This window comes from Spartinivicinus poritis (genome assembly GCF_028858535.1).
Classification (GTDB): Bacteria; Pseudomonadota; Gammaproteobacteria; order Pseudomonadales; family Zooshikellaceae; genus Spartinivicinus; species Spartinivicinus poritis.
Genome location: NZ_JAPMOU010000053.1, coordinates 1 through 25,437, shown reverse-complemented (window position 1 = coordinate 25,437; position 25,437 = coordinate 1). Strand labels below are relative to the sequence as shown.

The window sequence follows — 25,437 nt, the reverse complement described above, 5'->3', positions numbered from 1 at the left end:
AGCAAAGATTTAGCCATAGCCAACCACCACATTATCAACTCTCTACCTCTACCAGCTAATCAGTTTATGTGGAGTAGTTTTCACCAGAATTTGTATATTTATTAGACACAACATGAACAGCATACTAAAAACTGTTAGTCCCTATAATTTCATTTAGCTGAATTATATGTGTCAAATAATGCTAGCTCTGTTATAACCGAACTTATCCAAATTGCTATTTCAGTGGTTTGATCCAGCATAAAGTAGTCTGCTTCCGTTTCATGCCAACAGCCCGTGTTACTTTGGTTTTCAATAATGTAATCTAAAATAGACAGTGCAAACTCAGAATACACAAGATCACCTGTCAAACGGGTAGCTTTTGCTGCAGCCCAAGCCACTTTATGGCTAAATAAACTTTCTTGAATACCATGACAGCCACAGGCGAAGCCTAATAAATCAAGTGCATAATCAAGATAATGCTCTTCGGCTGTTGCCTGATAAATATCCAGTAAAAAAGCAGCCGGATAGCCTAATAAAAAATAAAGTTGCTTTTTTTCTGCTTTATTAACACAGTAAAAAGATGCTTCATCTTCATTAAAGCTGTTAACTAAGTGACCATCAGTATCCATTTTAAACAGCAGTCGGTCAGAATATGGTTGCATCTTTAAGCCATGAACAATGCAGTCCGCAGCTTTAACAGCCATATCAATACCACCAATACATAAACTAACACGGCCTAAGTGAGCTGTAGTAAATAGGTCTACTTGTAAGCTTCCTTTAGTTTTTTTGCAGCCATTACTGTAGCCCCCTAGTTTAGGGTTTAAGAAGTTATGCAGAAACTCATATGCATGAATACTTATATCAAATCGCTCTAGTTTATGTGCAGCAATAGCTAACCAGCCATTCATATAAGGCTGATAGCTATCTAAGATTGTATTTACAGACTTCAACTCTGGGTAAGTAAGAAAGTCTCCATCTTCTTTAAAATAATATTGCTTAATTGCTTCAATAAAATGCTCGCATTGTGGCTGTTTCCCTGCTAATAGGAGTAACGTGGGGTATTTATAAATTGATGATAAGTCTACTTCTCCCGCATGAATCATTTCAGGAGAAAGCCGGTTAGTTAAATAGTCATAAGACTTTTTAATGGCCGCTTGATATTGATCAATTCTGGTTGTTAGCACGGCTGGCCTCCATGCCTACCTCAACAAAAGATTAAAATAAACTGTAATATTATATATGTAACAAATGACTTTTAGTTGCTGTATATGTAAGATATATTTCCCACGAAATAACCTGTTGTACTTAGCAATCTAAAAGCTAAAGCAGTATAGTAAAAATCTGTAAAACAAAACAATGAAAGTTACCAGCAGTATAGCCAACAGTTTTTATATTAACATGTGTTTTATCCAAAACTAAGGACTCACTTTTATGGCTAGCAATGCCGAACTCGCATTAGAAATATTTAAAGCAAATGAAGGAATAGAAGATGGTGTTGGTGATTGGCTATTAATCAACCAAGAGCGTATTAATAAGTTTGCTGATGCCACTTTAGACAACCAGTTTATTCATGTAGATCCTGAAAAGTCCGCAAAACACTCTCCTTTTAAAAAAACCATTGCCCATGGCTTCCTTACTTTGTCATTAGTCACTCACTTATCTCAAACTGTAAAAAGCAAGATACCTGAAGCATTTAATAACCTTGCGTTAATGGTTAATTATGGTCTGGATAAAGTCCGTTTCACAGCACCAGTATTAGTTGATTCAAAGGTCAGAGCCAGCCGACAGTTGATTTCGGCTGATTTGAAAGACCCTAAAACTATTCAATTAAAGCAAAAAATTACTGTAGAAATAGAAGGCCAAGATAAACCCGCATGTGTTGCAGAAGTTGTATTCAGGCTTATTTATCTATAAAACTCTATTCTGTTAAGCTAGTCAGGAGGCTTATTTTCAGCTGTTGTACCTCCTGGATCTGCTTTTAGTGTTTTCGTCATTTGCTCTTTTATTGAATTGTCAGTACTTGCACTACTGACTTTACTTTTCCTGACCACCTCTATCTGCTTAGAATCTTTAACTGACTGCTCTTTCAACTCAGTTATGTTATCAGGTTCTGTAGACATTTCAGGTGCAGTGATGATAGTTGCTACTTTAGCTCTCTCTGGGTTAGTCAGGCGATTCTTATTATCATTCAAAAAATCAATTACTATTGGTGCGATTTCCTTTGTTCTTGTTAATAAAAATAAATGACCACATCTTATTACCCTAAGCTCCGAGTTTGGAATTAAACGTGCCATTAATTTTGCATTAGCTAATGGAATAATTGGATCATCATCTCCAGCAAGAATTAAAGTAGGCTGCTTAATTTGATGTAACCAATGAAAACTGGTCCAGCCTGCACCAGCTAGAATCTGATAATAATAGCCTATACCACTGGGCGAACGTATCTTTAAAGAATGGTTTTTTATTAAACGTGAGTTGCGACGAAATGCCCCACCATAAATGCTAGCAGCTATTTTCTCCATATAACTAGATTGCACATAACGGCGGGGACTGGCCATTTTAAGTAATACTGTTAATTTCGCTGGAATGGCTACACTTCCCATCGATGTAGCGGCTAACACTAATCGATTACAACGATAAGGATGATCATAAGCAAATTGCTGAGCAAGTGCTCCTCCCCAGGATACTCCTAATATATTCACCTGGCCGTAATTTAATTCATCCAGCATTTTACTGACCAACCTTACTAACCCTGGAAATCGATAAGGCAATTTAGGTGTAGAAGAGCCACCAGTGCCTGGTGCATCAAACGCAATAACTTCAACCCCTTCCAACTCATCTGCAAAGGGTTTGATTAGCTCCAGATTTGCTCCAATACCATTAAATACTAATAATGGTAAAATATCCGAGCTACCAGGACGAATAGCAACCCGTAAGATCTGCCCATCAATATCCAGGGTTTTAAAGCGAACCCGCATGGGTTCGCGGATATTGGTTGAGAATGTAGTTTCCAACGATTACCCCTACTTAGTCATGGACATAAAGCCCTGGTGCAGCCTCCATTGGTGGATGCTGCTTACTACCAAGCTCTTTTGCAGCTGGCTTTTGCTCGCCAGAGCGACTGCATAGCCATTTTTGCCAGTGACTCCACCAACTACCTTTATTGGCTACAGCACCTTGCTTCCATAACAAAGGATCAGTTGACACTTCATTATTGGTGTAAAAATTAGCCTTTGGATTACCTGGTGGATTCAAAATACTTTGAATATGACCACTGTTACTTAAAATAAACTCGCATTTACCTCCCATTAACTGACTTGAACGATAACACGCATCCCAAAGCGTTATATGATCATTTATACCAGCTACAGCATAACTGTCGCATATCACTTGTTTTAAATTAATAGCATGCCCGCCAATTTTTAATACACCAGGTAAAGTCAGAGGATTTTGTTTATATAAATCAATAAAGTCACTGTGTAATTTTGCTGGTAAGCGGGTAGTATCGTTGTTCCAATACAGTACATCAAAAGCAGGCGGCTCCTTACCTAGTAAATAATTATTAACCCAATAATTCCAAATTAAGTCATTGGGCCTTAACCAGGCAAATGCTTTTGCCATATCTTTGCCTTCTAAGACTCCTTGCTTTTCTGAGGTTTTTCTAGCGATTTCCAGCGTCTTATCAGTAGCAAATAATGCAACGTCTGAATCGATATTGGTATCTAACACACTAACTAACTGGGTAATGGTATTTATTGTATCACTACCTTGAGCAGCCAAATAGCCCGCTAACGTCGCTGAAGTAATACCACCAGAGCAAGCACCAACTAAATTAATTCTTTCACTTGCTGTTATCTCTTGCACAGCACTTACAGCTTCATTAGTTGCCAGAATATACTGCTCTAGCCCCCAGTGCCGATGTTCTGGCATAGGGTTGCGCCAACTGATAATAAAGGTCTGCATTCCAGATTTGACGCAGAAATGAACAAAGCTTTTATCTGGCGTCATATCAAATGCATAAAACTTATTTATTTGTGGCGGAATAACTAACACAGGCATAGCAAATACTTTTGCTGTCGCTGGTTTGTATTGAATCAGCTCTAATATTTCATTACGAAAAACTACCGAGCCCTCTGATAAGCCCAAGTTATCACCGACTTTAAATACGCCTTGTTTAACTTGTGAGGGCATTCCTCCATTAGTTTTAATATCTTCCAGCAAGTGCACTAAGCCTTTTTCTAAACTAGTGCCGCCTGTTTCAAATAATCGTTTAATCACTTCAGGATTAAGTAGTGTATTAGAAGGTGACAATGCATCTGTAAGCAAGGAAATAATAAACTTTGCCCTCCGGCTATCTTCCTTACTCATATCCGTTTCATCAACCCAATCTTGCAAGCGTTGTCGCCATATGTAATATGCCTGCAAGTAACGCCGATAAATCGGGTTTTCTTTCCATGTAGGATCTTTAAAACGGCGATCACCTTTTGTATTAGGCTCTTCATACTTTCCTAATACCACTTGAGATATGTCTTTACTAAAACCAACAGCCTGTTTCAAACTTGCTGCAGGGTTCACTACCGCATGCTTAACGATGGTTCCCGCTGTAGACCATAAATCTTTTCGATTAAAACCCATCGCAGGATTCGCTACCGATGATGCCTCTGCTCCCGATTTCTCTCCTTTTTCTCGATTAGTAACGTCTAAGCCCTGTGATAAGATATGGCGTAGCTGCTCTGCAACAGCTTGATCACTATTATCCAGCTTCTTGATTGTTTCACTGAGCTTGGCAATGCGCTCATTAATATCTTTTATTATGGCTTCACTCATTGACGCAAAATTCCTTATATACTGTAAATACACACCAACCTTGGTTACATCTCAATTCTTACCAGTTTATTCATCTATAATGAATAATTTGCTAAGAGATTTAAGTTTGTACTAAAGCAAGTTGTTGTTCCTCAAATTATCTGGTTAATAACAAAATGCTTCAGCAAAAATTGCTTTTCGCAATAAAAATATTGAAAGTGGGTTATATAAGCCTGCATTAATTAGAATATTTTTTACTTAAAAATAAACTCCACCTCAAGGTCATTTTAAACAGCAAAGTTAGTATGTTCATTCTAATTTTCACTGCTAGGCTTGAATCATGTTAACGGGCGTGTAGGGAACAGGTATGTTCCAAAGGGTGAGTTGTCTCGCTCGCTTCCTGTAATGCCATACTAAGAGGAATAGCAATATGTCAGATGTAAAAACGGCTGATAAATCTGAAGAGAAGGAAAAAAGCTTATTATCTAACATCCGAGAATCTGCTCATAAAATCTGGCTCGCGGGCTTGGGAGCTTATGCTCAGTATGAAAAGCTTGGGCAGGAAGGAATTAGATTTTTTGAAACACTTGTAAAAGATGGCGAAGAGGTACAAGCGCGTACCCAACATCGTATGGACGAGATGAAAGAAAAACTCAAGTCTAAAACGACTGATAAGCTGGAAAACAGAATTAATCAACTGAGAGAGATTTTTCCAACAACCACCAAAGACGAGTTGAAGGAATTATCTCATCAGATTGAAGAGCTTAGTGATGCAGTAAAAGCACTGGCATCCGACAAAAAGCCGGCTACCAGTGCTAGCCGCAGTAGCAGTACCACTAAGAAGGCTGTTTCAGCCTAGTTACACACCTATCCTGGTAAACGCACATCATTTTGCAGGGGTTATCCCCTGCCTTTTTTATTTTTAATAGCGGCTATAAATAAGATACTGCAACAAGATGTCTATTTAATGACAACGTTTTATAGATTATTTTTAATCCTGTAAAAAATTTCCCTTCTCTTTATACATTCGACTGATAGTCTGTACATGCACTTTTTGTTCAGCAACCAGATAAGGAGCAATTAATGTCATCACTTGGTAGATACCTTGACTGATATAGCTACTGTCGTATGCATTTTTATGACGCATAACCTGATAATTTAACCAAAAGGTAGCAATTACCACTGCATTATCCGCCAGAGCTTCTATTTCCTCCTCTGTTGCCATTAATAAATCTGATCTTTTTAGACTTTGGCATATTTCAATAAACATTTGCTTTTTACGACTTATCAGTCGATTAAAGCGAGCTTGAATTTTTTTATACTTAGCCAGTAAGTTGGACAAATCCCGATAAAGGAAACGATAATTTTGGATAGTCTCAAAAATAATATGTAAGTATAACCAGTAGTCATCTACTGCCAGTTTATTTCGTGAAGGAGATTCTAATAACTCAATTAAATCATGCTCAAAACGCAGGTAAAGCTCAAGAATAATGGCATCCTTACCCTGAAAGTGATAGTAAAGGTTGCCTGGGCTAATTTCCATTTCATTGGAAATGTCTATGGTGGTGATATTGGGCTCACCAAAATCATTAAATAATTGCAGGCTCGTTGAGAGAATCCTTTCTCGTGTTTTCATATAACAATTTTATGCTACCTAACACCCTCTCCCTCCGGGAGAGGGCTGGGGTGAGGGTGTAAATACCGACCTAACCGATTAATTTATCCAATCGTTGACTAATCTGTTGCTCAATGGTGCCTTTTAATGGCTTCATCAACAAGCCTAATTCAACACTAATATCGACTTTTTGGTCATCGACTACAATTTTGCCTTTAGCACCTGTTTGCTTGAATAACAGAGTATCCTGTTGCCATTCATAAGTGGCACCCATGCTTTGCTGTAACTCTTCAGCAATTTTTTGCACGGCATCTTTCGCCTTGTCTTTTGAAGTACCGTGATCTCTTTGAATATTAATCTTCGACATATTACTTATCACAACTCATTTTTACATTCTGTTTACGATTGCTGCTTTAACACTTGAAGCGCAGACAACACTTCTTTAATACCCGCCAAAGTAACTGCTTGCATAGTAGCAAACCCTTCCGAGTTTTGTTGCTGTACCTGCTGAGTTAACAATATTCGCTGCCTAGCTTCCGCTTCTTTTTGCTCCTGGGTTTGATAATGGCGAACATGGCCAATAGTTGACCCAAGTAAATGAATGAGTTGAATCAACTCCTGTTGAGAACTGGAAGCCAACGTTTCTTCTAATAACTGGTGGTAACGCTGAAGGTCTTCCAGGTTTGTGTCATGTTGATCAGTCAAAAGGGATGCCTCTTTGCTCTTTTACAGGAATGTATACCAGGAGTTCACTATAAAAGGCAAACCTGTAGCTTCCGCCACAGGTTTTAATACAGAAGACAGTTGAATAGGAAAATATTTATAGCGTGCGGGTTTCGTAGAAGGCCTGTTCGGAAATCATATGATAAGCCCGAGATTGTTCAGCAAATTTAGTGAAAGATTCATATACTTTCTTAGTCATCTCATTGGTATTGGCCACTTCCTGAACGACTTCATTCGATACTGCATGTAACTGTTTCAGTACATCTTCTGGTAACTTCAACAGCTCAACTTTATGTTCATTCACTAAAGTATTAAGTGCCTGGTTATTACGTGCCGTATACTCATCCAGCATATCCTGGTTAGATGCTCTAATTGCTTGCTCAACGATAGCTTGTAAGTCTTCAGGCAGCTCTTGAAGTGCTTTTTTATTCACAATAACTTCAAGGGTCGTACCTGGCTCGTGCCAACCAGGGTAATAATAATATTTTGCTGCTTTATAGAGCCCAAATGCCAAATCATTGTATGGACCTACCCACTCCGTAGCATCAATAGTACCTGTTTGTAGTGCCGTAAATAATTCCCCTCCCGGAATATTTACTGGAACACCGCCCAGCTTTTTCAGTACTTCTCCACCTAAGCCTGGGATACGCATTTTTAACCCTTTTAAATCTTCCAAAGAGTTAATCTTTTTACGGAACCAACCTGCCATTTGTACTCCGGTATTACCACCAGCAAAAGGCTTCAGATTAAATTGCTCATAGGCTTCATCCCATAGTTGTTGGCCACCCCCATAGTGAATCCAACTATTCATTTCCTGGGCATTTAAACCAAAAGGGACAGCAGCAAAAAACTGTGCTGCAGGCTCTTTGCCTTTCCAGTAATAAGCAGCGCCATGACCTATTTGTGCAGTGCCAGCAGATACCGCACTAAATGCTTCCAAGGCAGGAACCAGTTCTCCAGCACCATGTACTTTTATTTGCAGCCGGCCATTACTCATTTTCGCGACATTTTTAGCAAAGCGCTCTGGGGCTGTACCTAGTCCAGGAAAGTTTTTTGGCCAAGTGGTTACCATTTTCCAGTGGATAACTTCTTTGCTAGCTGTCTGTTCGCCTGTGCCTTGTTGGGTACAATCTTCAGGCTCTTTTTTGCCACAGGCAGATAGTGCAGCAGCACCAGCCCCGATACCTAATGCAGTTACAAAGTCGCGTCGTTTCATATGAATGACTCCCTATCTATTCGTGAAACCTTCAACATAAACAATATGTGTTATTTTTCTCTAAATATACCTTGCGTGAATACTTTTTTATCGGTTGTTAGTACCAACCTACATATAGGTGTTAGCCTGCCCTATGCCTCATCCACATTGGTAATATTTTTTGAACCGTCAAAGGTTATAAGGCACTCGCTCACTATCTTTTGCCTTTTAGCTTTAAAGTTTAACAACTCTTCAGCTGTTTAGTTTTAGAGCTTTTTACCTACAGGGCATTAACAGTAAGTGCTGCGCCTTTGTTGTTCTATTTTATGTTGTTTATTTTGTTAGCAGTTATTTTTATCAATTATTCAATAACTTCTAGCTTAGCATAAGCGACTACCAGCCACTTAGCGCCTTCATTGGCAAAATTCACCTGGACTCTAGCCTGAGCGCCCTGCCCTTCATAATTTACAATAGTGCCTTCGCCAAAGATACTATGCAACACTCGCTGACCAACCTGCAAGTCTGTTTCAGGTATTGGGCTTTTATTCGCTATTACCTGTACTGTACGAGGTGCTACACGAGTATAAGTTGGCCTGGTAATAGACGCATTTATTCGTATTTCATTCACTAACTCAGCAGGGATTTCTTTTATAAAACGCGACGGTCTATTTATATTTTCCTGACCATGCAATCGCCTAGATTCAGCATAAGTTAGGTACAACTGCTCCATTGCACGGGTAATGCCTACATAGCATAAGCGTCGTTCTTCCTCTAAGCCATCAGGATCTTCCAGCGATATCTTATGAGGAAATAAACCTTGTTCCATTCCCGTTAAAAATACCAACGGAAACTCAAGCCCCTTGGCAGAGTGCAACGTCATTAGCTGCACACAGTCTTCAAATTGATCTGCCTGGGTGTCACCTGCTTCTAATGCTGCATGATCTAAAAAAGCAGCTAATGGGCTGGGTTGCTGCTCTGCTCCTTCAATAAAAAAGTCATCTGGGTCAAAGGTTTTACAAGCCGATACCAGTTCTTCTAAGTTTTCTACCCGAGCACGACCTTTTTCTCCTTTTTCTTTTTGGTGGTATTCAATCAACCCGCTCATAGTGATTACTTGATCAGCTAACTCTGCCAAATCCATTTCATCAGTGGCTGAATCAATATTATTAATGAGCTGTAAAAATCCAGACAATGCATTCGCTGCTCGTGCTGATATCAGCCGTTGGTTAATCACTTGTTCAGCTGCCTGCCATAAACTAGCGTCATTGGCTTTTGCAGTACTACGCACAAACTCCAGGGTTTTGTTACCAATACCACGTGTTGGTAAGTTCACCACCCGCTCAAAAGCACCATCATCATTACGATTAACCAACAGCCTTAAATAAGCCAAAGCATTTTTTATTTCTGCGCGTTCAAAAAATCGTAAGCCACCATATATACGATAGGGAATACTGTCTCTTAATAAGGCTTCTTCTAAAATACGCGACTGAGCATTTGAGCGATACAATACGGCAATATCACTATATTTACCCTTATGGTTCTCTAAATAATTGGAAATACGTTGAGCAATAAAGCGTGCCTCATCAACTTCATTGAACCCAGCATACAGCTGTATTTCATTGCCTTTAGCACCTTCTGTCCATAATTCTTTACCCAATCGGCTGGGGTTATGGGCAATTAAAGCATTGGCTGCCTGCAAGATAGTTTTGGTTGATCGATAGTTTTGTTCCAAACGAATAGTCTGGCTATCAGAAAAGTCTTTACCAAACTGTCGGATATTCTCTATTTTTGCACCACGCCAGCCGTATATAGACTGATCATCATCACCCACCACCATCACGGGTATTTGATTCCCAGACAATACCCTTAACCAGGCGTATTGAATGGTATTAGTGTCTTGAAACTCATCTACCAATAAATAGCGGAATCGCTGTTGATAGTGTTTTAAGATTTCTGGTTTATGCAGCCATATCTCATGGGCACGCAGTAGCAGCTCGGCAAAATCCACCATCCCAGATAGGCGACAAGCTTCTTCATAGGCTTGATACACCTTTAGCATTGTCACTTCAAACGGGTCACCATAAGGTTCTATATTTTGTGGCCGGCGCCCTTCATCTTTTTGGTTATTAATGTACCACTGAGCTTGTTTGGGCGGCCACTTGGCTTCATCTAAGTTTAAGCCCTTCATAAGACGTTTAATTAAACGCAGTTGGTCATCAGCATCTAATATTTGGAAGTTCTCTGGCAGCCCGGCGTCTCGCCAGTGTAGCCTCAATAAACGGTGAGCTAACCCATGAAAAGTGCCCACCCACATTCCGCGGGTACTCACCCCCAATAAAGATTCAATTCGATTACGCATTTCTGCTGCCGCTTTATTGGTAAAGGTCACGGCCATAATGGCATGTGGCGAAATACCTTCCGTTTGAATTAACCAAGCAATACGGTGCACTAATACCCGTGTTTTACCACTACCTGCACCAGCCAACACCAGACAATTTCCAATGGGTGAAGCAACTACTTCACGCTGAGCAGTATTTAATGAGTCTAAAGTTTGGGATACATCCATAGTGATTTATAGTCAGGCAGTAGTTAGAGCAGAAATTAAGCATAAGCTTGCTTAATTAGGTCAGAGTTTGGCCCTAGTTTAGCGGCGAGCAACCTTAGCTTGCAATGCTAAACCAGACATTTCAACAAGTCACAAGGTCCCTGGATAGCCATAAAATATCCAGGTTAGACTGGCTTAGCCTTATTTCCATATAGTTTGTATGCATTTTTTGTAGTATAACTACAAATAGGCCCAGCAAAGATTCACCTCACATGGTTTCTATTCAGCTGTTACAACAAATCCAGCAGTGCTACAGTCAACTTCGTCGATCTGAACAGAAAGTGGCAGACTTTGTACTTAATAGCCCTGCCCGTGTAATGCATATCAGTATTGCCGACCTGGCAACAGAAGCTGAGATAAGCGAACCAACGGTACTCCGGTTTTGTCGTGCAGTGGGCTGTAGTGGTTTTCAGGACTTCAAGTTACAACTTGCACAGTGTTTAGCCTCTGGTAGTAGCTTTGGACAGTTTGCCATTAGCCCAGATGACTCCCCTGCCGACTACAAGTCAAAAATAATCGACTCTACCATCAGCACTCTATCAAGTGTTCGTGATAGTTTAGATAATTTAGTTCTAGAGCAAGCAATCAATGCTTTATCTGTGGCCAAACGGGTAGAGTTCTATGGGTTTGGCGCTTCAGGCGCTGTAGCCATTGATGCTCAACATAAATTTTTTCGCTTACAGCTATCAACCGCAGCTTACTCAGACCCCCACATGCAGTCGATGTCTGCTGCTACATTAACGCCTGAAGACTGCGTCATTGCTATTTCCCAAACTGGCCGCACTCGAGAGTTAATACATACAATCCAGCTAGTTAACAAACAACAGGCTAAAGTCATTGCCATATGCCCCAAAGAAAGCCCACTAGCATCACTTTGTGACTTTGCATTACACATAGAAGCAATAGAAGATACGGATGTTTACACTCCCTTAACCTCAAGAATTGCTCACTTGGTAGTAATTGATATCTTGGCAATGGGCGTCGCAATGTCTCGTGGGCCAGAATTAGCCGCTCATTTAAAAACAGTTAAGAACAACTTACGCACACTGCGTATATCCTCTCCATAAACTTGTATATACAACCCACCCGTAGCACACAATAAATAATAACTAGTAAAATATTTTCATTTTAACTGGGTTGGTAATTTGAAAATGTTATTAAAAAGTTGTTAACGGCGGGCTGCTCTGCTGTTACATTGGCCTTAGGAAAAGTCGCTGGATAACAACTTACATTTTGTGAATAACAGTTCTTTTCTGGGTAGGCAGCAAGTTGCTTTTAAGTTTAAGCACTTTGTCAGCTGTTGCACATAAATTTGAAGGCAGTTGGAGTTTAAATTACACCGTTGGATATTTAAATCACACTAACAATACAAATATAAAAACTTAATAATATTGTCATAAAGCTATTGCATCTTAACCAATTACTAACACCAGAAAGGGATGCGGCACTATGCAAATACAAGTACCCAACCAAACTAACCAGCCCTTTTTCATCTCTTCTACTGAAAGGTCAACAACCAGTAATAGCAGCCGAGAAAAGTCTTCTCAACGCTCTCTAGAGGCAAGGCGCGCCATTGAGGATTATTTTGAGAATAAACGCTTAAATCATTTAATTGGCGAAGATTACTGGGAGGATGAATAGTCGGCCAAAATCTGGAATAGATTAACCTGATATGTGTTATAAAACAAAAGGAGCAACAACCTTCCTCATGCAACTTATAGCAATATTATCCTAAAGCTATGTCATTGGATGGGGAAGGCTAATATCTTGAAAAATTAACTAAGCGCTATAGCTAAATCAGGCACAGATTTTTCGAGCCCGGTAGTGTTGTAACAAATTGGTAATTTCCCGTGCTGATATATAAGTTGCCATTTGTGCGTTATTTAGTGCTGACTCAATGATCGAATATTCTTGAGTGACAGGAGACAGTAGCCTACATAAGTTGCCCAATACAGGCTGCTTTTCCTTATCTACAATACCTGACAATTCTTTATGTTGTTTCAGGTTTTGCTTTGCAAACAATAAAAGCTCAGCATACACATCTGATGTTATCAATTCTGCATGCTGAAGCCTCAAATAATCCACCACAGCAAATGGCATGCTCAATTCTACTAGCTGTTCCAACTGACACTCTGTTAGTGTGAACGTTAACTTTTTATTTTCATAATGATAACAACTGGCCTGTTCATTTTCGATTTGACACACTTGCCTACTGCACAAGTCAACATAAATACAGCCACTAGCAGGCCCCAGCAAGCTTGCAAATGCTTGCTTATTGCAAACAGCATTTAGCCCAGCAATCACTCGGGGATCATACAGCTTAAAATGCGCCCAGTGGTGATTAGGTAAATTTATCTCTAATGCAGCTTTAAAGTGGCTATATAGCTGTACATATTCACAATGACTAATAATAAATATACCTACAGGCAACTCTGCAGACTGCTGTAACAACCAGTCAAATAGCTGAGTATTGATATTTACTTTTATCAAGTACGGTGCCACATCGCATAGTTCTTCTTCTGGTGTACCCCTAAATAGCGAATCACATTGAGGGTTATCTTCTAACTCCCAAATTCGTTCCGGTAATTCTGGCAAACTGGCTGAGTCTATTATGAAATAGAGCCCTGCATGGTTGTGCTTTTCGAGTGCAACCTTTATTTGCTGTCTATACTCGTCAAGCAACATACTCCCTCCTTTGCATCACAGCCTAAGCTTGATCTCACTTAAACTGCTTCTTATCGCCCCGATTATTGTAAAAAGCCATTGCTAATGGCTAAGTTATAACCTGTTATTGCTTTAATTATTAAACACTCTGGATAACATAAAGTACTCAAGTTCTTGTGTTTTGTTACTGCCTTCAGTCCTCATAAAAATAGATTACAAGAATAATACTAACAGACTATTATCATTAATATTTATAGTATGATCTAAATTTATCCACTCCACAGCTTCAAACAGTGATTCAAATAGATGAATCCGGAAGATTATATAACAAATCAACTTTATTATAACAAAAAGTTATTAAACTTTTTCCCGTACAGCTGTTTACTTAAAAATAAAGACGTCACCAAATGACAATATCAAAACCACTATGACTAAAATAGTTTTTCAGTCATGATATTAAGCAATATTTTTTATGAATATCGGTCAAATCCGTTGATAACAAAGCTGTAATGACTACCTCATTGAACGTAAAAGCAATACGCAAACTGTTTCCTATTTTACAACCGTCAGCTAATAGCCAGCCTTTGGTATACCTTGATAATGCTGCCACCACTCAGAAACCATTGACTGTGATCCAAGCTATTAATGATTATTATCAAAATTCTAATGCCAATGTTCATAGGGCATCACATCAACTCAGTACCAAAGCCACCCTAGGTTTCGAAAAAGCTCGTCAAACAGTCCAACAGTTCATTAATGCATCAACCTCTGCTGAAGTCATTTGGACTCGAGGCGCTACAGAAGCCATTAATTTAGTTGCTTATAGCTATGGCTATCATTTTATTAAGGCAGGTGATGAAATATTAATCACCTCACTAGAACACCACGCGAATATTGTTCCTTGGCAACAATTAGCGAAAGCCAAAGGTGCCAAGTTAAAGGTGGTATCAATTAATGAAGCTGGTGAGCTAAACAAACAGGACTTTAGCAAGAAGTTGAGCAAAAAAACTAAGCTGGTTTGTCTTAGTCACATATCCAATGCTATTGGAACAATTAATCCTATTCACCAGCTTATTCAAGAAGCACATGATGCAGGTGCATTAGTATTAGTAGATGCAGCTCAATCTGCCGCGCATACCAAACTTGATGTACAGACACTAAGCTGCGATTTTTTGGTATTTTCAGGCCATAAGCTATACGGCCCTACCGGTATTGGAGTGTTATACGCCAAAAGGGCTTTATTAGACATGATGCCCCCATGGCAAATGGGCGGCGAAATGATTGAACAGGTTACATTAGAAGACACTCGCTTTAATTGTGTCCCCTTTAAGTTTGAGGCAGGAACTCCAAATATTGCTGGTGCTTTTGGTCTTGCTAGTGCTATAGAGTTTATTAACCAGCTTGACTTAAACCAGGTAAAACAGCATGAAATAGCACTGGCAAGCTATGCTGAGTCATTAATTCAACACTTGCCTGGTATTCGTTTTTATAGCAAGGCAAACGATAGAATTGGTATTATTTCCTTTCTTATCAAAGGTCACCACCCCCAGGATATTGGCTTACTGCTAGACCAGAAAGGTATTGCCGTGAGAGTTGGCCATCACTGTGCCATGCCACTAATGCAACACTTAAATATTAACGGCACTATTCGTGCGTCATTTGCAGTGTACAATACCACCCAGGAAGTAGAGCAGTTTGCTAATGCACTGGCTGATATTTGCCAGCCGGCAACGATGGTGCCCACCCATATAGAACTAGCTAGTAGCGAACAGAACCACGTTGAAAATAATCTGATTAAAAAACTACTGAGCTTTAATAACTGGGACCAACGATATCGTCACTTAATGCAGCTTGGAAAACAGCTATCACCATGGACTGATCAGCAAAAGACTGACGACAAACTAGTACCTGGTTGTGAAAGCCGGGTTTGGCTAGAGATAACTTACCAAGTTGAAACCAACCAATTCAGCATTACTGCAGATAGTGATGCACGAATAATGAAAGGCTTGTTAGCACTAGCAATCAATTTTTATGACGGACAATCCCCCGACTTTATTGAAAACTATGATATCACCACTGAGTTTTCTCGTATTGGCTTGGATAAACATCTAAGCCCTTCCCGTGCTAATGGCTTAATCGCAATTATTAATCGAATCAAGCATGAGGCTGGTGCTGTTAATTCATCCGAATAATTTTACGCAGTGCACAAGCTGTTGCAGCAAAACCAAATGAAGCGGTAACCATGGTTGCCGCACCAAACCCACCACTACAATCTAGCCGTACCCCACCTTCCATTACAGATTTTTGCTGGCATACCGAACCATCAGGCTTTGGGTAGATAAGCTGCTCTGTAGAATAAACACACTCCACACTAAAACGCCGTTTAGGATTGGTCGAAAACCGATACTCTCGGCGTAACAAATTACGCACTTTAGCTAATAACGGATCATTATAGGTTCTACTTAAATCTCCTGTTGTGATTAAGGTCGGATCGACTTGACCACCGGCTCCCCCAGTCACCACAATGGGTATTTTATGGCGCTTACAATAAGCAATCATGGCTGCTTTAGAACGCACACTATCGATTGCATCAATAACACAATCGATATCACCAGTTAGGTAGTCTGCCAAAGTATCTATAGTGATAAAGTCATCAATAATATTCACCTTACAGTGGGGATTAATGGCGTTAATTCTCTCAGCCATCACCTCAACTTTGGGCAAGCCAACCGTATCTTGTAAAGCATGTATTTGACGATTGGTATTAGTGATACAAATATCATCCAAGTCAATCAAAGTAATGACACCTATAGCAGATCTGGCAAGAGCTTCTGCAGCCCAAGACCCCACCCCTCCAATACCAACAACAGCAATATGGCTTTTCTTAAAAACCTCAACTGCATCACTACCATATAATCGACGCAAACCACCAAAACGCTGCTCAAATTCAGCTTCAGCCATAATAACTTACACTCTATTCACACCTAGATTCAGGGCCGCATTATAGAGCTAAACAACTATAAGTGTAGTGGGTGGAATTAGAGAGGTTGATAACAAGGAGGGGAATAAATTGGGGCTACCAATAACTATAAGCAGCCCCATGCAAAATATAAACTTAACTATTTAGCGATTTCTGCTTTGATTTTATTAATTCGCTCAGAAGTAGCAGGATGAGAAGAAAGTAAACCACCACCTTCACCTGAGTAGCGTTTTAGTTTCTGGAATGCACTCACAGCTGCATTTGGGTTTAAACCGCGCTGTTTCATAAAGGCAACACCATAAACATCTGCTTCTAACTCATCTGACTGAGAAAACCGAGCATTCACAAACTGCAAAGCAATGTCACCAAGCTGCGATTGTGCTAAATCAGCAACTGTACCACCCGCAGCAGTTATTCCTTCTCGTGCCGAAGCAGCCAGTAACGTCTGTTTGTACTGATTGAAAGAGTGTTTCAGCTTCACATGACCAATTTCGTGGCCAATCACTGAAAGTAATTCTTGGTCACTCAGAATATCCATCAGTCCAGAATAAACTCTTACCGTACCATCAGGCATTGCAAATGCATTCATTTCTTTCGACAGATAAACTTTATAGTTTAACTTCAAGCCATCGACTTGTTGATACTTACTGACTAAGCGATTGAGGCGCTTTGTATACAGACTGTTAGCAGGAGCTACTTTGGATTTTTTATCCATTTCTTGAGCAGAGAGTTTGGCACTGTTTATTACCTCACTTTCAGAGACTGTTGCGGCAGTCAATACGCCACCCAGTGCACTCATTCCTGCTTCATTCTCTAATAAATCTGATTTACAACCAACTAAAGCCAGTGCAATAGCAACAGAAGCTGTCATTGATTTCAGTTTATTCATGCCTCTAACCTCCACCTCAAATCCATATACTGAAAATTTTCCAGTTATAATTTTGTCAAACTATGCTGCTTTTAGGTAATGCCCATTATGTCTTATTTGATAAGGCTGAAGGTAAACTGCATCCGAAGTAAGCAGGCTCGCCCCAGCGGTCAAACCAGGCTGATAAAGTTAATTACCAACAGTATAAGCTTTCCAGTAAGTAATAAAGTCGCGGAGTATAGCATGAAGTCTTATATTACTTTAGTGAATTTCTGTGATATGGTTTTATAATCCTCTAATGTATACTTCTCGCCAGCTTACATACCGAACACATAGTCATTCTCAAGTGTTAATAAGTGCTACCGTAGCATTATATTCCCCATGAAATAGCATCAAGTTAATGATACCAATTGTTTCATCACATTTAACTAAAACAATATGAAAATGTGTAACCTTTAAGACAGTTAACTGACTATTAAGTAAGGTTAGTCCATATTAGGCTATTAGCTAAATAACATTACCGTTAGCATTTCACTCTGATTTTAATAATGTTAATGAGGTTTTTGTCAAGATGGTCATTTTTTATAATTTTGCAAGGGATTTACTATAAAAAATTGACTTGGAATAGTGTTAAAAATTGGCTTATATATAATGGGTAACTCGAAAGCTTTTACATACATCTATAAGCGAGAAGTATCGTAGCTAGTTATTGTTTATTAGCAGGAGAATATCTTTACCAAAACAGGTCAGCTTAATGTATTGATACGTTACCAGAGACATCCTGAATCAGCATGAGCTTAACCAATAAGTTTTGTATTAACTTATAACTTTTTTAATTAATTGTCAGTTTAGGGAAAGCAACCATGAGTATTAAACTGACCCGTCAAATTATGTCGGCTATTTTAACTCAAGCAGAGCGTACATATCCTGCTAAATGCTTTGGGTTCATAGTTGGAAAAAAAGAAGGAGGAATTGCTACAGGAAGCTACTATATTGCATGTGATGAAGTTGATTATATTAAAGAATATCCTTTATCACTAACTGATTCTCATACCTATAATTCAATTAAAAACAAAGCAGGAGCAGAAGGGCTAACCATTGTGAGCATGGTTCATACACATCCAGATTTTACTGATGAGCCTTCACAATTAGATTGTTTATATGATTGCCCAGGAATAACCCATATTATTATTTCACTGTCTCACGGTAAAGCTGTTAGCTGTCATGCCTGGCAATTAGCAAATGATAAACAGAACTTTATACAAGAGCAAATTGTTCAATAATTAATCCAAACTATCTACATGTAGATGATCAGAAGTTATTTTCTTAGTCTTTAATGAATACCTAAAAGCTTTTTTAAACTGTCAATAACTCAGAAACACTCAAGCAATGCCCATAAAATTTTTTGAGTGTTACTTATATTCAGGTTTATATAAAAATGACTTCTGTCAATCATATTAATAGCAACAACTTACGAAGTGCAAGACTGATCAACCAGCTTAGTCTATATGAGCTATCAGAGATATTAGGCATTTCAGTCTCTACCTTGGTTAAAATGGAAGCTGGTATTAGCCAACCGAATAACATACTCATTAAACAGCTTTGTTGCCGACTAGGTATTTTGCCTACCTTTTTAACCGGTTCCAGTCGCTACACTATCCATGAAGATGCAATATTTTTTGTCCCTATTACCACATCCAAAAGTCAGGCTATATCAAATAATTCCACTTTGTTTCAAGCAACAGCCTACTTGAGTTTATATTATGAGCTTATTCGAGTTTTAAAAACACAGTTTAGATTTCCTAACAATTTTCCTAAAATATACGACGCTGATATAGCTTCAAATACAAATATCGAACAATTAGCAGACTCTTGTCGATTCCATTGGGGGTTGGGTTTTTCTCCAATTGAAAATATTACTACTCTCATTGAAAGATCAGGAGGTATTGTCACCTCCTTTCCTAACCTTTACTCCACCATTGACTCCATGTCTATTACCTATCCCCACCCTATTATTGTCATCAACCATAAAAAAACTGCTTTTCAAATTAGATTTGATATTGCAATGCATTGTGGTGCAATAGTTAGCAACTTTTTTTTCACAAGTAAAAACTTATCAGCAACCAAACAGGATTTAGAAAATTTCGCTCTAGCTTTACTTATGCCTGCTTGCAGTTTTCGTAATGAGTTCGTACGTAGCAAATCAATTATTTACTGGCCCGAAATTGAGTCATTACAGCAACGCTGGGGAGTGAGTAAGGAGGCTGTTATCTATAGAGCATTTCAGCTTAAATTAATTAATGTTAAGCAACTTAAGCTTAGTTTAGCTAAATTGAGGACCAATGCGTCCATTCATTTTAGCAACTGTAAAACAAAAAAAGAGCAACCTCACTTTATTTCTAATCAAGTCCAGCAATTGAACAAAACCCAAGTTCTTAGTACTGAAGTCATTGCTCAACATCTAGCTATTAAAAAGTTATTACTTACAAATCTTTTTATTGAGTTTAAAAAGACTTTACTCAATAAATCAGCAACTTCTTCATCTAAAAAACATAATGTAGTTTCTATTAATTAAACACGCAAAAATACAGATCTACTTTCTCGATTATAAGTTAAAAGTTTTACAGCTAAACAATCATACAGTATTCTATTTGATGCCATAAAATATATGCTGTAGCTATTGATTTATCTATCGATTTGCTTTCTTATACTCTTGCTTTTATAGCAAAATTATCATAGCACTAATACGCTATTGGCTAGTTCGATACGTTTCGCCTTCTTAGCATGTCCTTTCTTAAAGCATGTTTGGATATCATTGAAGACATATCAGTGAAATACACGGAGTGTTCTAATTATGACTAATTTTTTGCAGCGTTTATTACTGTATCAGCTAATATTCCTTATAGTACCAATAGCTTATGCTACCCCCTCAGACATTGTCATTTATCCCGGAGAAGCCTACATTCAGTCTGCTAACTACAGTGGCACTGGTTGTCCAATTGGGTCAACTGATTTTATTTTTCAAGAAGGAGCTAACGAGTTTAGTGTAAGTTTTAAACACTTCAAAGTAGATAATGATGCTAATTACAGTTCTAGCTATTGTCAGTTAAAATTCACCATTGTTGCCCCCCCTGGAGTTGCCTATCGTTTGAACTCATTGACATATAAGGGTCATGCTACATTAGATCAATCAGGAATGGCCACTATAGCTAACAACAGCCGTTTACAAAGCATAACCCCTATAAATAAATCTACCCAATATGTATATGGTTCTTTAGATAATACAACTGAGCAATATTTCCAGCAAACGACACTAACGGACCACCTTCAAAATTGGTCAGCATGCAACAGACATGCTCCTTTGGAGATAAAAACCGAAGTTAGCCTTAATAGTAAAGACCAGCAAAGCACAATAACCATAAAGTCAATTAATGGGAAAATTTTATTTTCCCGTAAACACTGCAGTAGTAGACTAAATGCCAAGAGCATATAAGACCTTACTATACTAGCCACTGCTTATTTTAGGTATATAAAAAATAGCAGAAATAGGCTTCACAAAGGATATATTCACTTACAAATAAACTTTATTATATGCTGGTCTAGATCTTCTACAAAGGCACCATAATAAGCTTGCTCATATATGAGTCGCTTTCCTGGCTCAGCCTGAGAGAAACCACCATTAGCTATCGCAAGTTGATAGCACTGATCAACCTGTTGCTTGCTGTTGAGCTGAAATGCCAGCTGAACAGCTGGTGTTGTTTTTGTCCCGCCCATCAACCATAATCTGGGTTTATCATCTCCAATGGCCACCCACCCTTGTACTTCAGCAACTACCTTATAACCAAGTGGGGCCAAAACAGTCTTATAGAACTCTTTACTGGCCATGTAGTCCGTTACATAAATACCAATATGATCAAGCATGTTTTTAGTCTATAGTGATAGATGTAGTTTTCATTTAATTATGTCAAGAATTTTTAACCTATCCAAGAAACCAGATTGATTTTTTCATATAAAAGTGACTACCCAATTTACACTTAATCAAATATCAAAGCTTATGGGCACCAACCTGTGTAAATAAAACGTAAAGATCACTAACCGCTATTTAGGCTATGGTAAAATGACAGCAGAATGACTATAGAGAAATATTCATGTCATATCGTTTGTTACTTGTTGAAGACGATCAAGAGCTTGCAGAACTGCTTATTGACTACCTTGAACTAGAGTCTTTTATCGTTACTTGGGAGACTCGTGGTGATAAAGGCCTGGATGTCGCACTAACTGAAAACTTTGATGTTATTATCCTTGATATCATGTTACCAGGCACCAATGGCGTCGAGTTTTTAAAAGAGTTCCGTCAACAGCGTCTTACCCCTGTTATAATGCTCACTGCCAGAGGAGAAGAGTTAGATCGAATCTTAGGCTTTGAGCTAGGTGCAGATGACTACCTTCCCAAGCCTTGCAGCCCCAGAGAGTTAGTTGCCAGAATTAAAGCCGTTATTCGACGCGTAGTGATGGACCAACAAACCACACAGCCTTCTCACTCTAGCAACATGGTAGTGGTTGGGCCATTACATCTTAACCTATCTAGTCATGAGGCTACCGTGTCAGGTCAACCGCTGAACTTAACAGGCACTGAGTTTGAAGTTCTTTCATTACTAATGCAGCACACTGGCGAAGTAGTAAGTAAAGAAACTTTATCCCTTCAAGCGTTAGGTAAACAACTCTCACTATATGACCGCAGTATTGATATGCATGTTAGCAACCTACGTAAAAAAATTGCTGATGTATATGACAATCCAAGCTTAATTAAAACAATTAGAGGAAAAGGCTACCTGCTTAAACAATTTTAGTTTAGCCTTAGTATATGTTTAAGCAAATTTTCTGGAAAGTGCTACTTGTTTTTTGGGCTGCTTTAATAATTATTGCAGTATTGTCTTCATGGATTACAAGAGAAATTGTCGAAAGTGAGCTAGGGCTACACGAGAAATATATACAAGACAAAAAGAACTCAGCCGAAGCAGTTGCTATTTTCGAAGCACAAGGAAGAAAAGCTTTAGCTAGTTGGGTAAAACAGCTTAATGAAGAAACAGGACTCAGGGCTTTTTTAATAACTCCATCAGGCACATCTGCGACAACAACACCACTACCAAGACCTATCAAACGCTTTCTACATAAACGATACTACTTACCTCCATGGGCAGAGCCAACAGAAGTATCAACTGAGAAAGGTGAATATATATATTTCAGTCTTGGGCCAAGTTTTCCCCCTCCTCCTAAACATCGACAGGATATTCTTTGGTGGAGTAGAGCGATTACCAGTTTATTTGTTTTATTTATTGTTTCCATATTCTTTTCTAAACACCTGGTAAATCCACTTAAAGAGTTAACTAATATTTCTCAAAGCCTAGCAAAAGGCGATCTCGCCAAAAGGGTTAATCCTAAAATAGAGCATAGACTTGATGAAATAGGCATCTTAGCTAGGGAGTTCAATCACATGGCTGAAAAAATCCAGCAAAACCATGATAACCTACAACAGCTATTTCATAGTATTTCCCATGAGTTGAAAACTCCTTTAGCCAGGCAACGAGTTGCTATTGAACTAATAGCAAAAAAGGGGGCTGAGCCCAGATTACTTGAGAAAATGAATCGGCAAATTAAGTTATTAGATAGCTTAATTGATGAACTAATAACAATCACTAAATTACAAGAGCCAACTGTAGAGATTTTAAAAGAGGAAATAAAACTACCCTCAATTATTCAAGAAGTAATAGAAGACAACACTTTAGAAGCTGACTTGAAGAATATTAAATTAAGCTTTATAAATGAAGTTAACAACAGCACTAAAGGTGATAAAAAACTTCTATACCGGGCAATTGATAATATCATACGCAATGCTATTAAATACTCTCCTGAAAATACTACAGTTTGTATTAACTGTGCCGAAAAAGACAACTACTATAATCTTGATATTATCGATCAAGGGCCAGGAGTACCTGATATCACACTAAGCAAACTGATTGACCCGTTTTACCGAGTAGATAGCGCTCGCGCAAGAAATACTGGCGGACATGGTCTGGGCCTCGCTATCGCCAACAGCATTATTCAAGCACACCAAGGTGAATTACAGTTTCAAAATATCACTAACGGCGGTTTAAAAGCTTCTATCAAGCTACCACTGACTCATTCTTGAGTGGGAATACTCCCATTTACTTTCCTAGCGATAATTACATCTACGTTTTTATTCTTGCCATATAATGAACATCTACATATTCGCCATTACGAAACGCAAAAGCTTTAGCAATGCCTTCTTTTACAAAATCATATTTTTCATATAAAGCAATTGCAGCCTTATTATCAGTATAAACCGTTAACTCAAGGCGCTTTAGCGCCAACCAGTTTTCAGCTAAATCAATAGCAGCACTAAGCAACTTAGAGCCAACACCTTTTCCTTGATAGCTTTCATTAACGGCCATACCTAAGTGTGCTACATGCTTTCTTCGAATATTATCAGCAATCGCCAAATGCATGTGAGCAACCACCTTTTCTTCAACAACTGCTACAAGGCAGTACACATTATCAGGTGTTTCTGATAATCGTTTATGCCAACGATCAAGTGATGGATAGGGTAATTGCAATGTAGCGGAATAATTAGCTAGCTGCTCCATAAAAGCTTTAATAGCTGGAATATCGCTACTTTCTCTATGTCTTATTAAAATATCCATCACATCTCTTTATTTCTATAATTATTAGAATGATTTTAACTTCACCCCTAATCTAGCGCCTATTCAAGTATTTTTATAGTACGCATTTTCACCTATCTTTTTTACTAATAAGGTGGCAGCAGCCTTCTAAGTCCATGAACCAAAATAACCATCATAAAAACTATGTTTCTTAACATACTAAAAAAGAAGGATATTTTAGCTGGTTTGCTTGACTCTTTTTTAGAAGACAACTGACCAGCAACCTCTTCAATTTTATTAATAGAAATTGGCCAATCACATATTCCATCCAACCATTTTTCAGGAATACCTGCCTTACCAACTGCAGCACCGACAATGCCACCTACAATAGCAGCAACTGTATCAGTATCACCACCGCACCTAACCACACTAGTAACAGCTGCTTCAAAATTACCTGAATGACTTAACCAAGCATGAATAGCAACAGGTACCGTATGATAAATATAACCTGTAACCCCTTTTGATAAGCTTAATGAAACTGCAAATTCCTGAGTAGTTTCTCTATTTTTAACGCTTGATATTGCGTTTTTAATAAGTAGAAACAGCTCTTTTGCTTCAACAGGTAAGTGTTCATTAAGTAGCTGAAAATAACCTTCTGCAGTGCATCGAGAATTGTTGCTAACATAAAATGCAGCTAAAGCGACTGCTAGTGCACCATACTCTGCTTTGGGATCAGTATGAGTAATTAGTGTACTGGCTTTTACAAACAGTTTTAGCTGCTCAAGATCAGTAATAGCAGTTCCAAGTATTGCCGATCGCATCGCAGGTCCATTTCCAGCGGAATAAACACCAGAATTCTTGGGTTGAAAGCCTAACCATAGCCTTATAATTGCTCTAAGAGTGGCAAACCCAATGCCTGCAGGTAACGCTAAAAACCAATAACGTAATCGTTTTGCTAGCCTAGCCTGGAATATTTCAGTATCTCTATTAGCTTCAAGAAGTGACTGAGCAACCATAACAGTGTGCTCAGTATCATCCGATATCATTCCATAACCAAAAACTAATCGATGTTTGAGATGCTCTCCTATTAGTTTATTCACACGGTTTCTTGATATTCCCTCATAAGGTAGACCAATTGCATCTCCCACTGCTGTACCTAATATACAGCCAACAATATGTTGCTCAGCCATTTTTTAATAATTGTCGTACAATTTATTTTATTTTAAATAAAGGGCATCCATACCCTAGGAGTGTAGAACTCAAAGGGGAAAAGAGCAGCCGCTCCCCCAAAGCAAAAAACCCCCAGCACAGAGTGCTGAGGG

24 protein-coding genes are annotated in these 25,437 nt (G+C 38.7%); 10 read left to right on the top strand and 14 right to left on the bottom strand.

All coding sequences use genetic code 11. The annotated features are described in order from the left end of the window. Nucleotides 1-149: 149 nt before the first annotated feature. Nucleotides 150-1,163, bottom strand: coding sequence for a hypothetical protein (locus tag ORQ98_RS24595; protein WP_274691473.1), 1,014 nt, complete (start codon nucleotides 1,161-1,163; stop codon nucleotides 150-152). Between the two features lie 247 nt (nucleotides 1,164-1,410). On the opposite strand from ORQ98_RS24595, the gene ORQ98_RS24590 reads away from it, so the two are divergent. Beyond that, entirely contained in the window at nucleotides 1,411-1,893 is a 483-nt protein-coding gene (locus ORQ98_RS24590) for a MaoC family dehydratase (protein ID WP_274691472.1), read from the top strand. A gap of 17 nt (nucleotides 1,894-1,910) precedes the next feature. On the opposite strand, the gene phaZ is transcribed toward ORQ98_RS24590, so the two are convergent. Further along, the gene (phaZ, locus tag ORQ98_RS24585) at nucleotides 1,911-2,993 is read right to left on the bottom strand and encodes a poly(3-hydroxyalkanoate) depolymerase (protein ID WP_274691471.1); all 1,083 of its coding nucleotides are present in this window, start codon (nucleotides 2,991-2,993) and stop codon (nucleotides 1,911-1,913) included. Between the two features lie 13 nt (nucleotides 2,994-3,006). Then, nucleotides 3,007-4,806, bottom strand: coding sequence for an alpha/beta fold hydrolase (locus ORQ98_RS24580; protein WP_274691470.1), 1,800 nt, complete (start codon nucleotides 4,804-4,806; stop codon nucleotides 3,007-3,009). Nucleotides 4,807-5,215: 409 nt separating this feature from the next. Here ORQ98_RS24580 and ORQ98_RS24575 point away from each other — a divergent pair, with 409 nt between their 5' ends. Continuing rightward, the gene (locus tag ORQ98_RS24575; RefSeq protein WP_274691469.1) at nucleotides 5,216-5,644 is read left to right on the top strand and encodes a phasin family protein; all 429 of its coding nucleotides are present in this window, start codon (nucleotides 5,216-5,218) and stop codon (nucleotides 5,642-5,644) included. Between the two features lie 132 nt (nucleotides 5,645-5,776). On the opposite strand, the gene ORQ98_RS24570 is transcribed toward ORQ98_RS24575, so the two are convergent. The 5 genes from ORQ98_RS24570 to uvrD all read right to left on the bottom strand — a co-directional run bounded on the left by ORQ98_RS24570 (nucleotide 5,777) and on the right by uvrD (nucleotide 10,884). Then, the gene (locus tag ORQ98_RS24570; protein ID WP_274691468.1) at nucleotides 5,777-6,421 is read right to left on the bottom strand and encodes a TetR/AcrR family transcriptional regulator; all 645 of its coding nucleotides are present in this window, start codon (nucleotides 6,419-6,421) and stop codon (nucleotides 5,777-5,779) included. 70 nt (nucleotides 6,422-6,491) lie between these two features. Continuing rightward, entirely contained in the window at nucleotides 6,492-6,767 is a 276-nt protein-coding gene (locus tag ORQ98_RS24565; RefSeq protein ID WP_274691467.1) for a polyhydroxyalkanoic acid system family protein, read from the bottom strand. A 32-nt stretch (nucleotides 6,768-6,799) separates the two neighbouring features. Further along, on the bottom strand, nucleotides 6,800-7,105 hold the full coding sequence (locus tag ORQ98_RS24560; RefSeq protein WP_274691466.1) for a hypothetical protein: 306 nt from the start codon (nucleotides 7,103-7,105) through the stop codon (nucleotides 6,800-6,802). Nucleotides 7,106-7,220: 115 nt separating this feature from the next. Continuing rightward, nucleotides 7,221-8,339 (bottom strand): TRAP transporter substrate-binding protein, encoded by a 1,119-nt coding sequence (locus ORQ98_RS24555; protein ID WP_274691465.1) that lies wholly within the window; start codon nucleotides 8,337-8,339, stop codon nucleotides 7,221-7,223. Between the two features lie 340 nt (nucleotides 8,340-8,679). Further along, the gene (gene uvrD, locus ORQ98_RS24550) at nucleotides 8,680-10,884 is read right to left on the bottom strand and encodes a DNA helicase II (RefSeq protein ID WP_274691464.1); all 2,205 of its coding nucleotides are present in this window, start codon (nucleotides 10,882-10,884) and stop codon (nucleotides 8,680-8,682) included. A gap of 251 nt (nucleotides 10,885-11,135) precedes the next feature. Here uvrD and hexR point away from each other — a divergent pair, with 251 nt between their 5' ends. Beyond that, a complete protein-coding gene (hexR, locus tag ORQ98_RS24545) occupies nucleotides 11,136-11,990 on the top strand; it encodes a transcriptional regulator HexR (RefSeq protein WP_274691463.1) in 855 nt (284 codons plus the stop codon). A gap of 382 nt (nucleotides 11,991-12,372) precedes the next feature. Then, nucleotides 12,373-12,564 carry a PA3496 family putative envelope integrity protein gene (locus ORQ98_RS24540; protein ID WP_274691462.1) on the top strand — a complete coding sequence of 64 codons (192 nt, stop codon included), beginning with the start codon at nucleotides 12,373-12,375 and terminating at the stop codon, nucleotides 12,562-12,564. Nucleotides 12,565-12,720: 156 nt separating this feature from the next. Here ORQ98_RS24540 and ORQ98_RS24535 read toward each other — a convergent pair whose 3' ends face one another. Continuing rightward, nucleotides 12,721-13,608 (bottom strand): DUF4123 domain-containing protein, encoded by an 888-nt coding sequence (locus ORQ98_RS24535; protein WP_274691461.1) that lies wholly within the window; start codon nucleotides 13,606-13,608, stop codon nucleotides 12,721-12,723. 488 nt (nucleotides 13,609-14,096) lie between these two features. Here ORQ98_RS24535 and ORQ98_RS24530 point away from each other — a divergent pair, with 488 nt between their 5' ends. Further along, nucleotides 14,097-15,779, top strand: coding sequence for a SufS family cysteine desulfurase (locus ORQ98_RS24530; RefSeq protein WP_274691460.1), 1,683 nt, complete (start codon nucleotides 14,097-14,099; stop codon nucleotides 15,777-15,779). On the opposite strand, the gene tcdA is transcribed toward ORQ98_RS24530, so the two are convergent. Both tcdA and ORQ98_RS24520 read right to left on the bottom strand, forming a co-directional pair. Beyond that, nucleotides 15,763-16,548 (bottom strand): tRNA cyclic N6-threonylcarbamoyladenosine(37) synthase TcdA, encoded by a 786-nt coding sequence (gene tcdA / locus ORQ98_RS24525; RefSeq protein ID WP_274691459.1) that lies wholly within the window; start codon nucleotides 16,546-16,548, stop codon nucleotides 15,763-15,765. The genes ORQ98_RS24530 and tcdA overlap by 17 nt on opposite strands. 158 nt (nucleotides 16,549-16,706) lie before the next feature. Continuing rightward, the gene (locus tag ORQ98_RS24520) at nucleotides 16,707-17,456 is read right to left on the bottom strand and encodes a M48 family metallopeptidase (protein WP_274691458.1); all 750 of its coding nucleotides are present in this window, start codon (nucleotides 17,454-17,456) and stop codon (nucleotides 16,707-16,709) included. Between the two features lie 842 nt (nucleotides 17,457-18,298). Here ORQ98_RS24520 and ORQ98_RS24515 point away from each other — a divergent pair. The 3 genes from ORQ98_RS24515 (at nucleotide 18,299) to ORQ98_RS24505 (ending at nucleotide 20,928) form a co-directional block, all read left to right on the top strand. After that, nucleotides 18,299-18,718 (top strand): M67 family metallopeptidase, encoded by a 420-nt coding sequence (locus ORQ98_RS24515; protein WP_274691457.1) that lies wholly within the window; start codon nucleotides 18,299-18,301, stop codon nucleotides 18,716-18,718. A 155-nt stretch (nucleotides 18,719-18,873) separates the two neighbouring features. Beyond that, the gene (locus tag ORQ98_RS24510) at nucleotides 18,874-20,010 is read left to right on the top strand and encodes a helix-turn-helix domain-containing protein (RefSeq protein ID WP_274691456.1); all 1,137 of its coding nucleotides are present in this window, start codon (nucleotides 18,874-18,876) and stop codon (nucleotides 20,008-20,010) included. Nucleotides 20,011-20,289: 279 nt separating this feature from the next. Then, nucleotides 20,290-20,928, top strand: a complete 639-nt coding sequence (locus ORQ98_RS24505; RefSeq protein WP_274691455.1) for a DUF4360 domain-containing protein — start codon at nucleotides 20,290-20,292, stop codon at nucleotides 20,926-20,928. A gap of 74 nt (nucleotides 20,929-21,002) precedes the next feature. On the opposite strand, the gene ORQ98_RS24500 is transcribed toward ORQ98_RS24505, so the two are convergent. Next, on the bottom strand, nucleotides 21,003-21,356 hold the full coding sequence (locus tag ORQ98_RS24500; protein ID WP_274691454.1) for a VOC family protein: 354 nt from the start codon (nucleotides 21,354-21,356) through the stop codon (nucleotides 21,003-21,005). Between the two features lie 227 nt (nucleotides 21,357-21,583). On the opposite strand from ORQ98_RS24500, the gene ORQ98_RS24495 reads away from it, so the two are divergent. Both ORQ98_RS24495 and ORQ98_RS24490 read left to right on the top strand, forming a co-directional pair. Beyond that, on the top strand, nucleotides 21,584-22,285 hold the full coding sequence (locus tag ORQ98_RS24495) for a response regulator (protein ID WP_274691453.1): 702 nt from the start codon (nucleotides 21,584-21,586) through the stop codon (nucleotides 22,283-22,285). A gap of 14 nt (nucleotides 22,286-22,299) precedes the next feature. Next, complete coding sequence (locus ORQ98_RS24490) at nucleotides 22,300-23,625, top strand: sensor histidine kinase (protein ID WP_274691452.1); 1,326 nt, start codon at nucleotides 22,300-22,302, stop codon at nucleotides 23,623-23,625. A 40-nt stretch (nucleotides 23,626-23,665) separates the two neighbouring features. Here the strand turns inward: ORQ98_RS24490 and ORQ98_RS24485 are convergent, their stop codons facing one another. Together ORQ98_RS24485 and ORQ98_RS24480 are read right to left on the bottom strand one after the other, a co-directional pair. Further along, nucleotides 23,666-24,157 (bottom strand): GNAT family N-acetyltransferase, encoded by a 492-nt coding sequence (locus ORQ98_RS24485; RefSeq protein ID WP_274691451.1) that lies wholly within the window; start codon nucleotides 24,155-24,157, stop codon nucleotides 23,666-23,668. A 104-nt stretch (nucleotides 24,158-24,261) separates the two neighbouring features. Next, a complete protein-coding gene (locus ORQ98_RS24480) occupies nucleotides 24,262-25,305 on the bottom strand; it encodes an ADP-ribosylglycohydrolase family protein (RefSeq protein ID WP_274691450.1) in 1,044 nt (347 codons plus the stop codon). Between the last annotated feature and the right edge of the window lie 132 nt (nucleotides 25,306-25,437).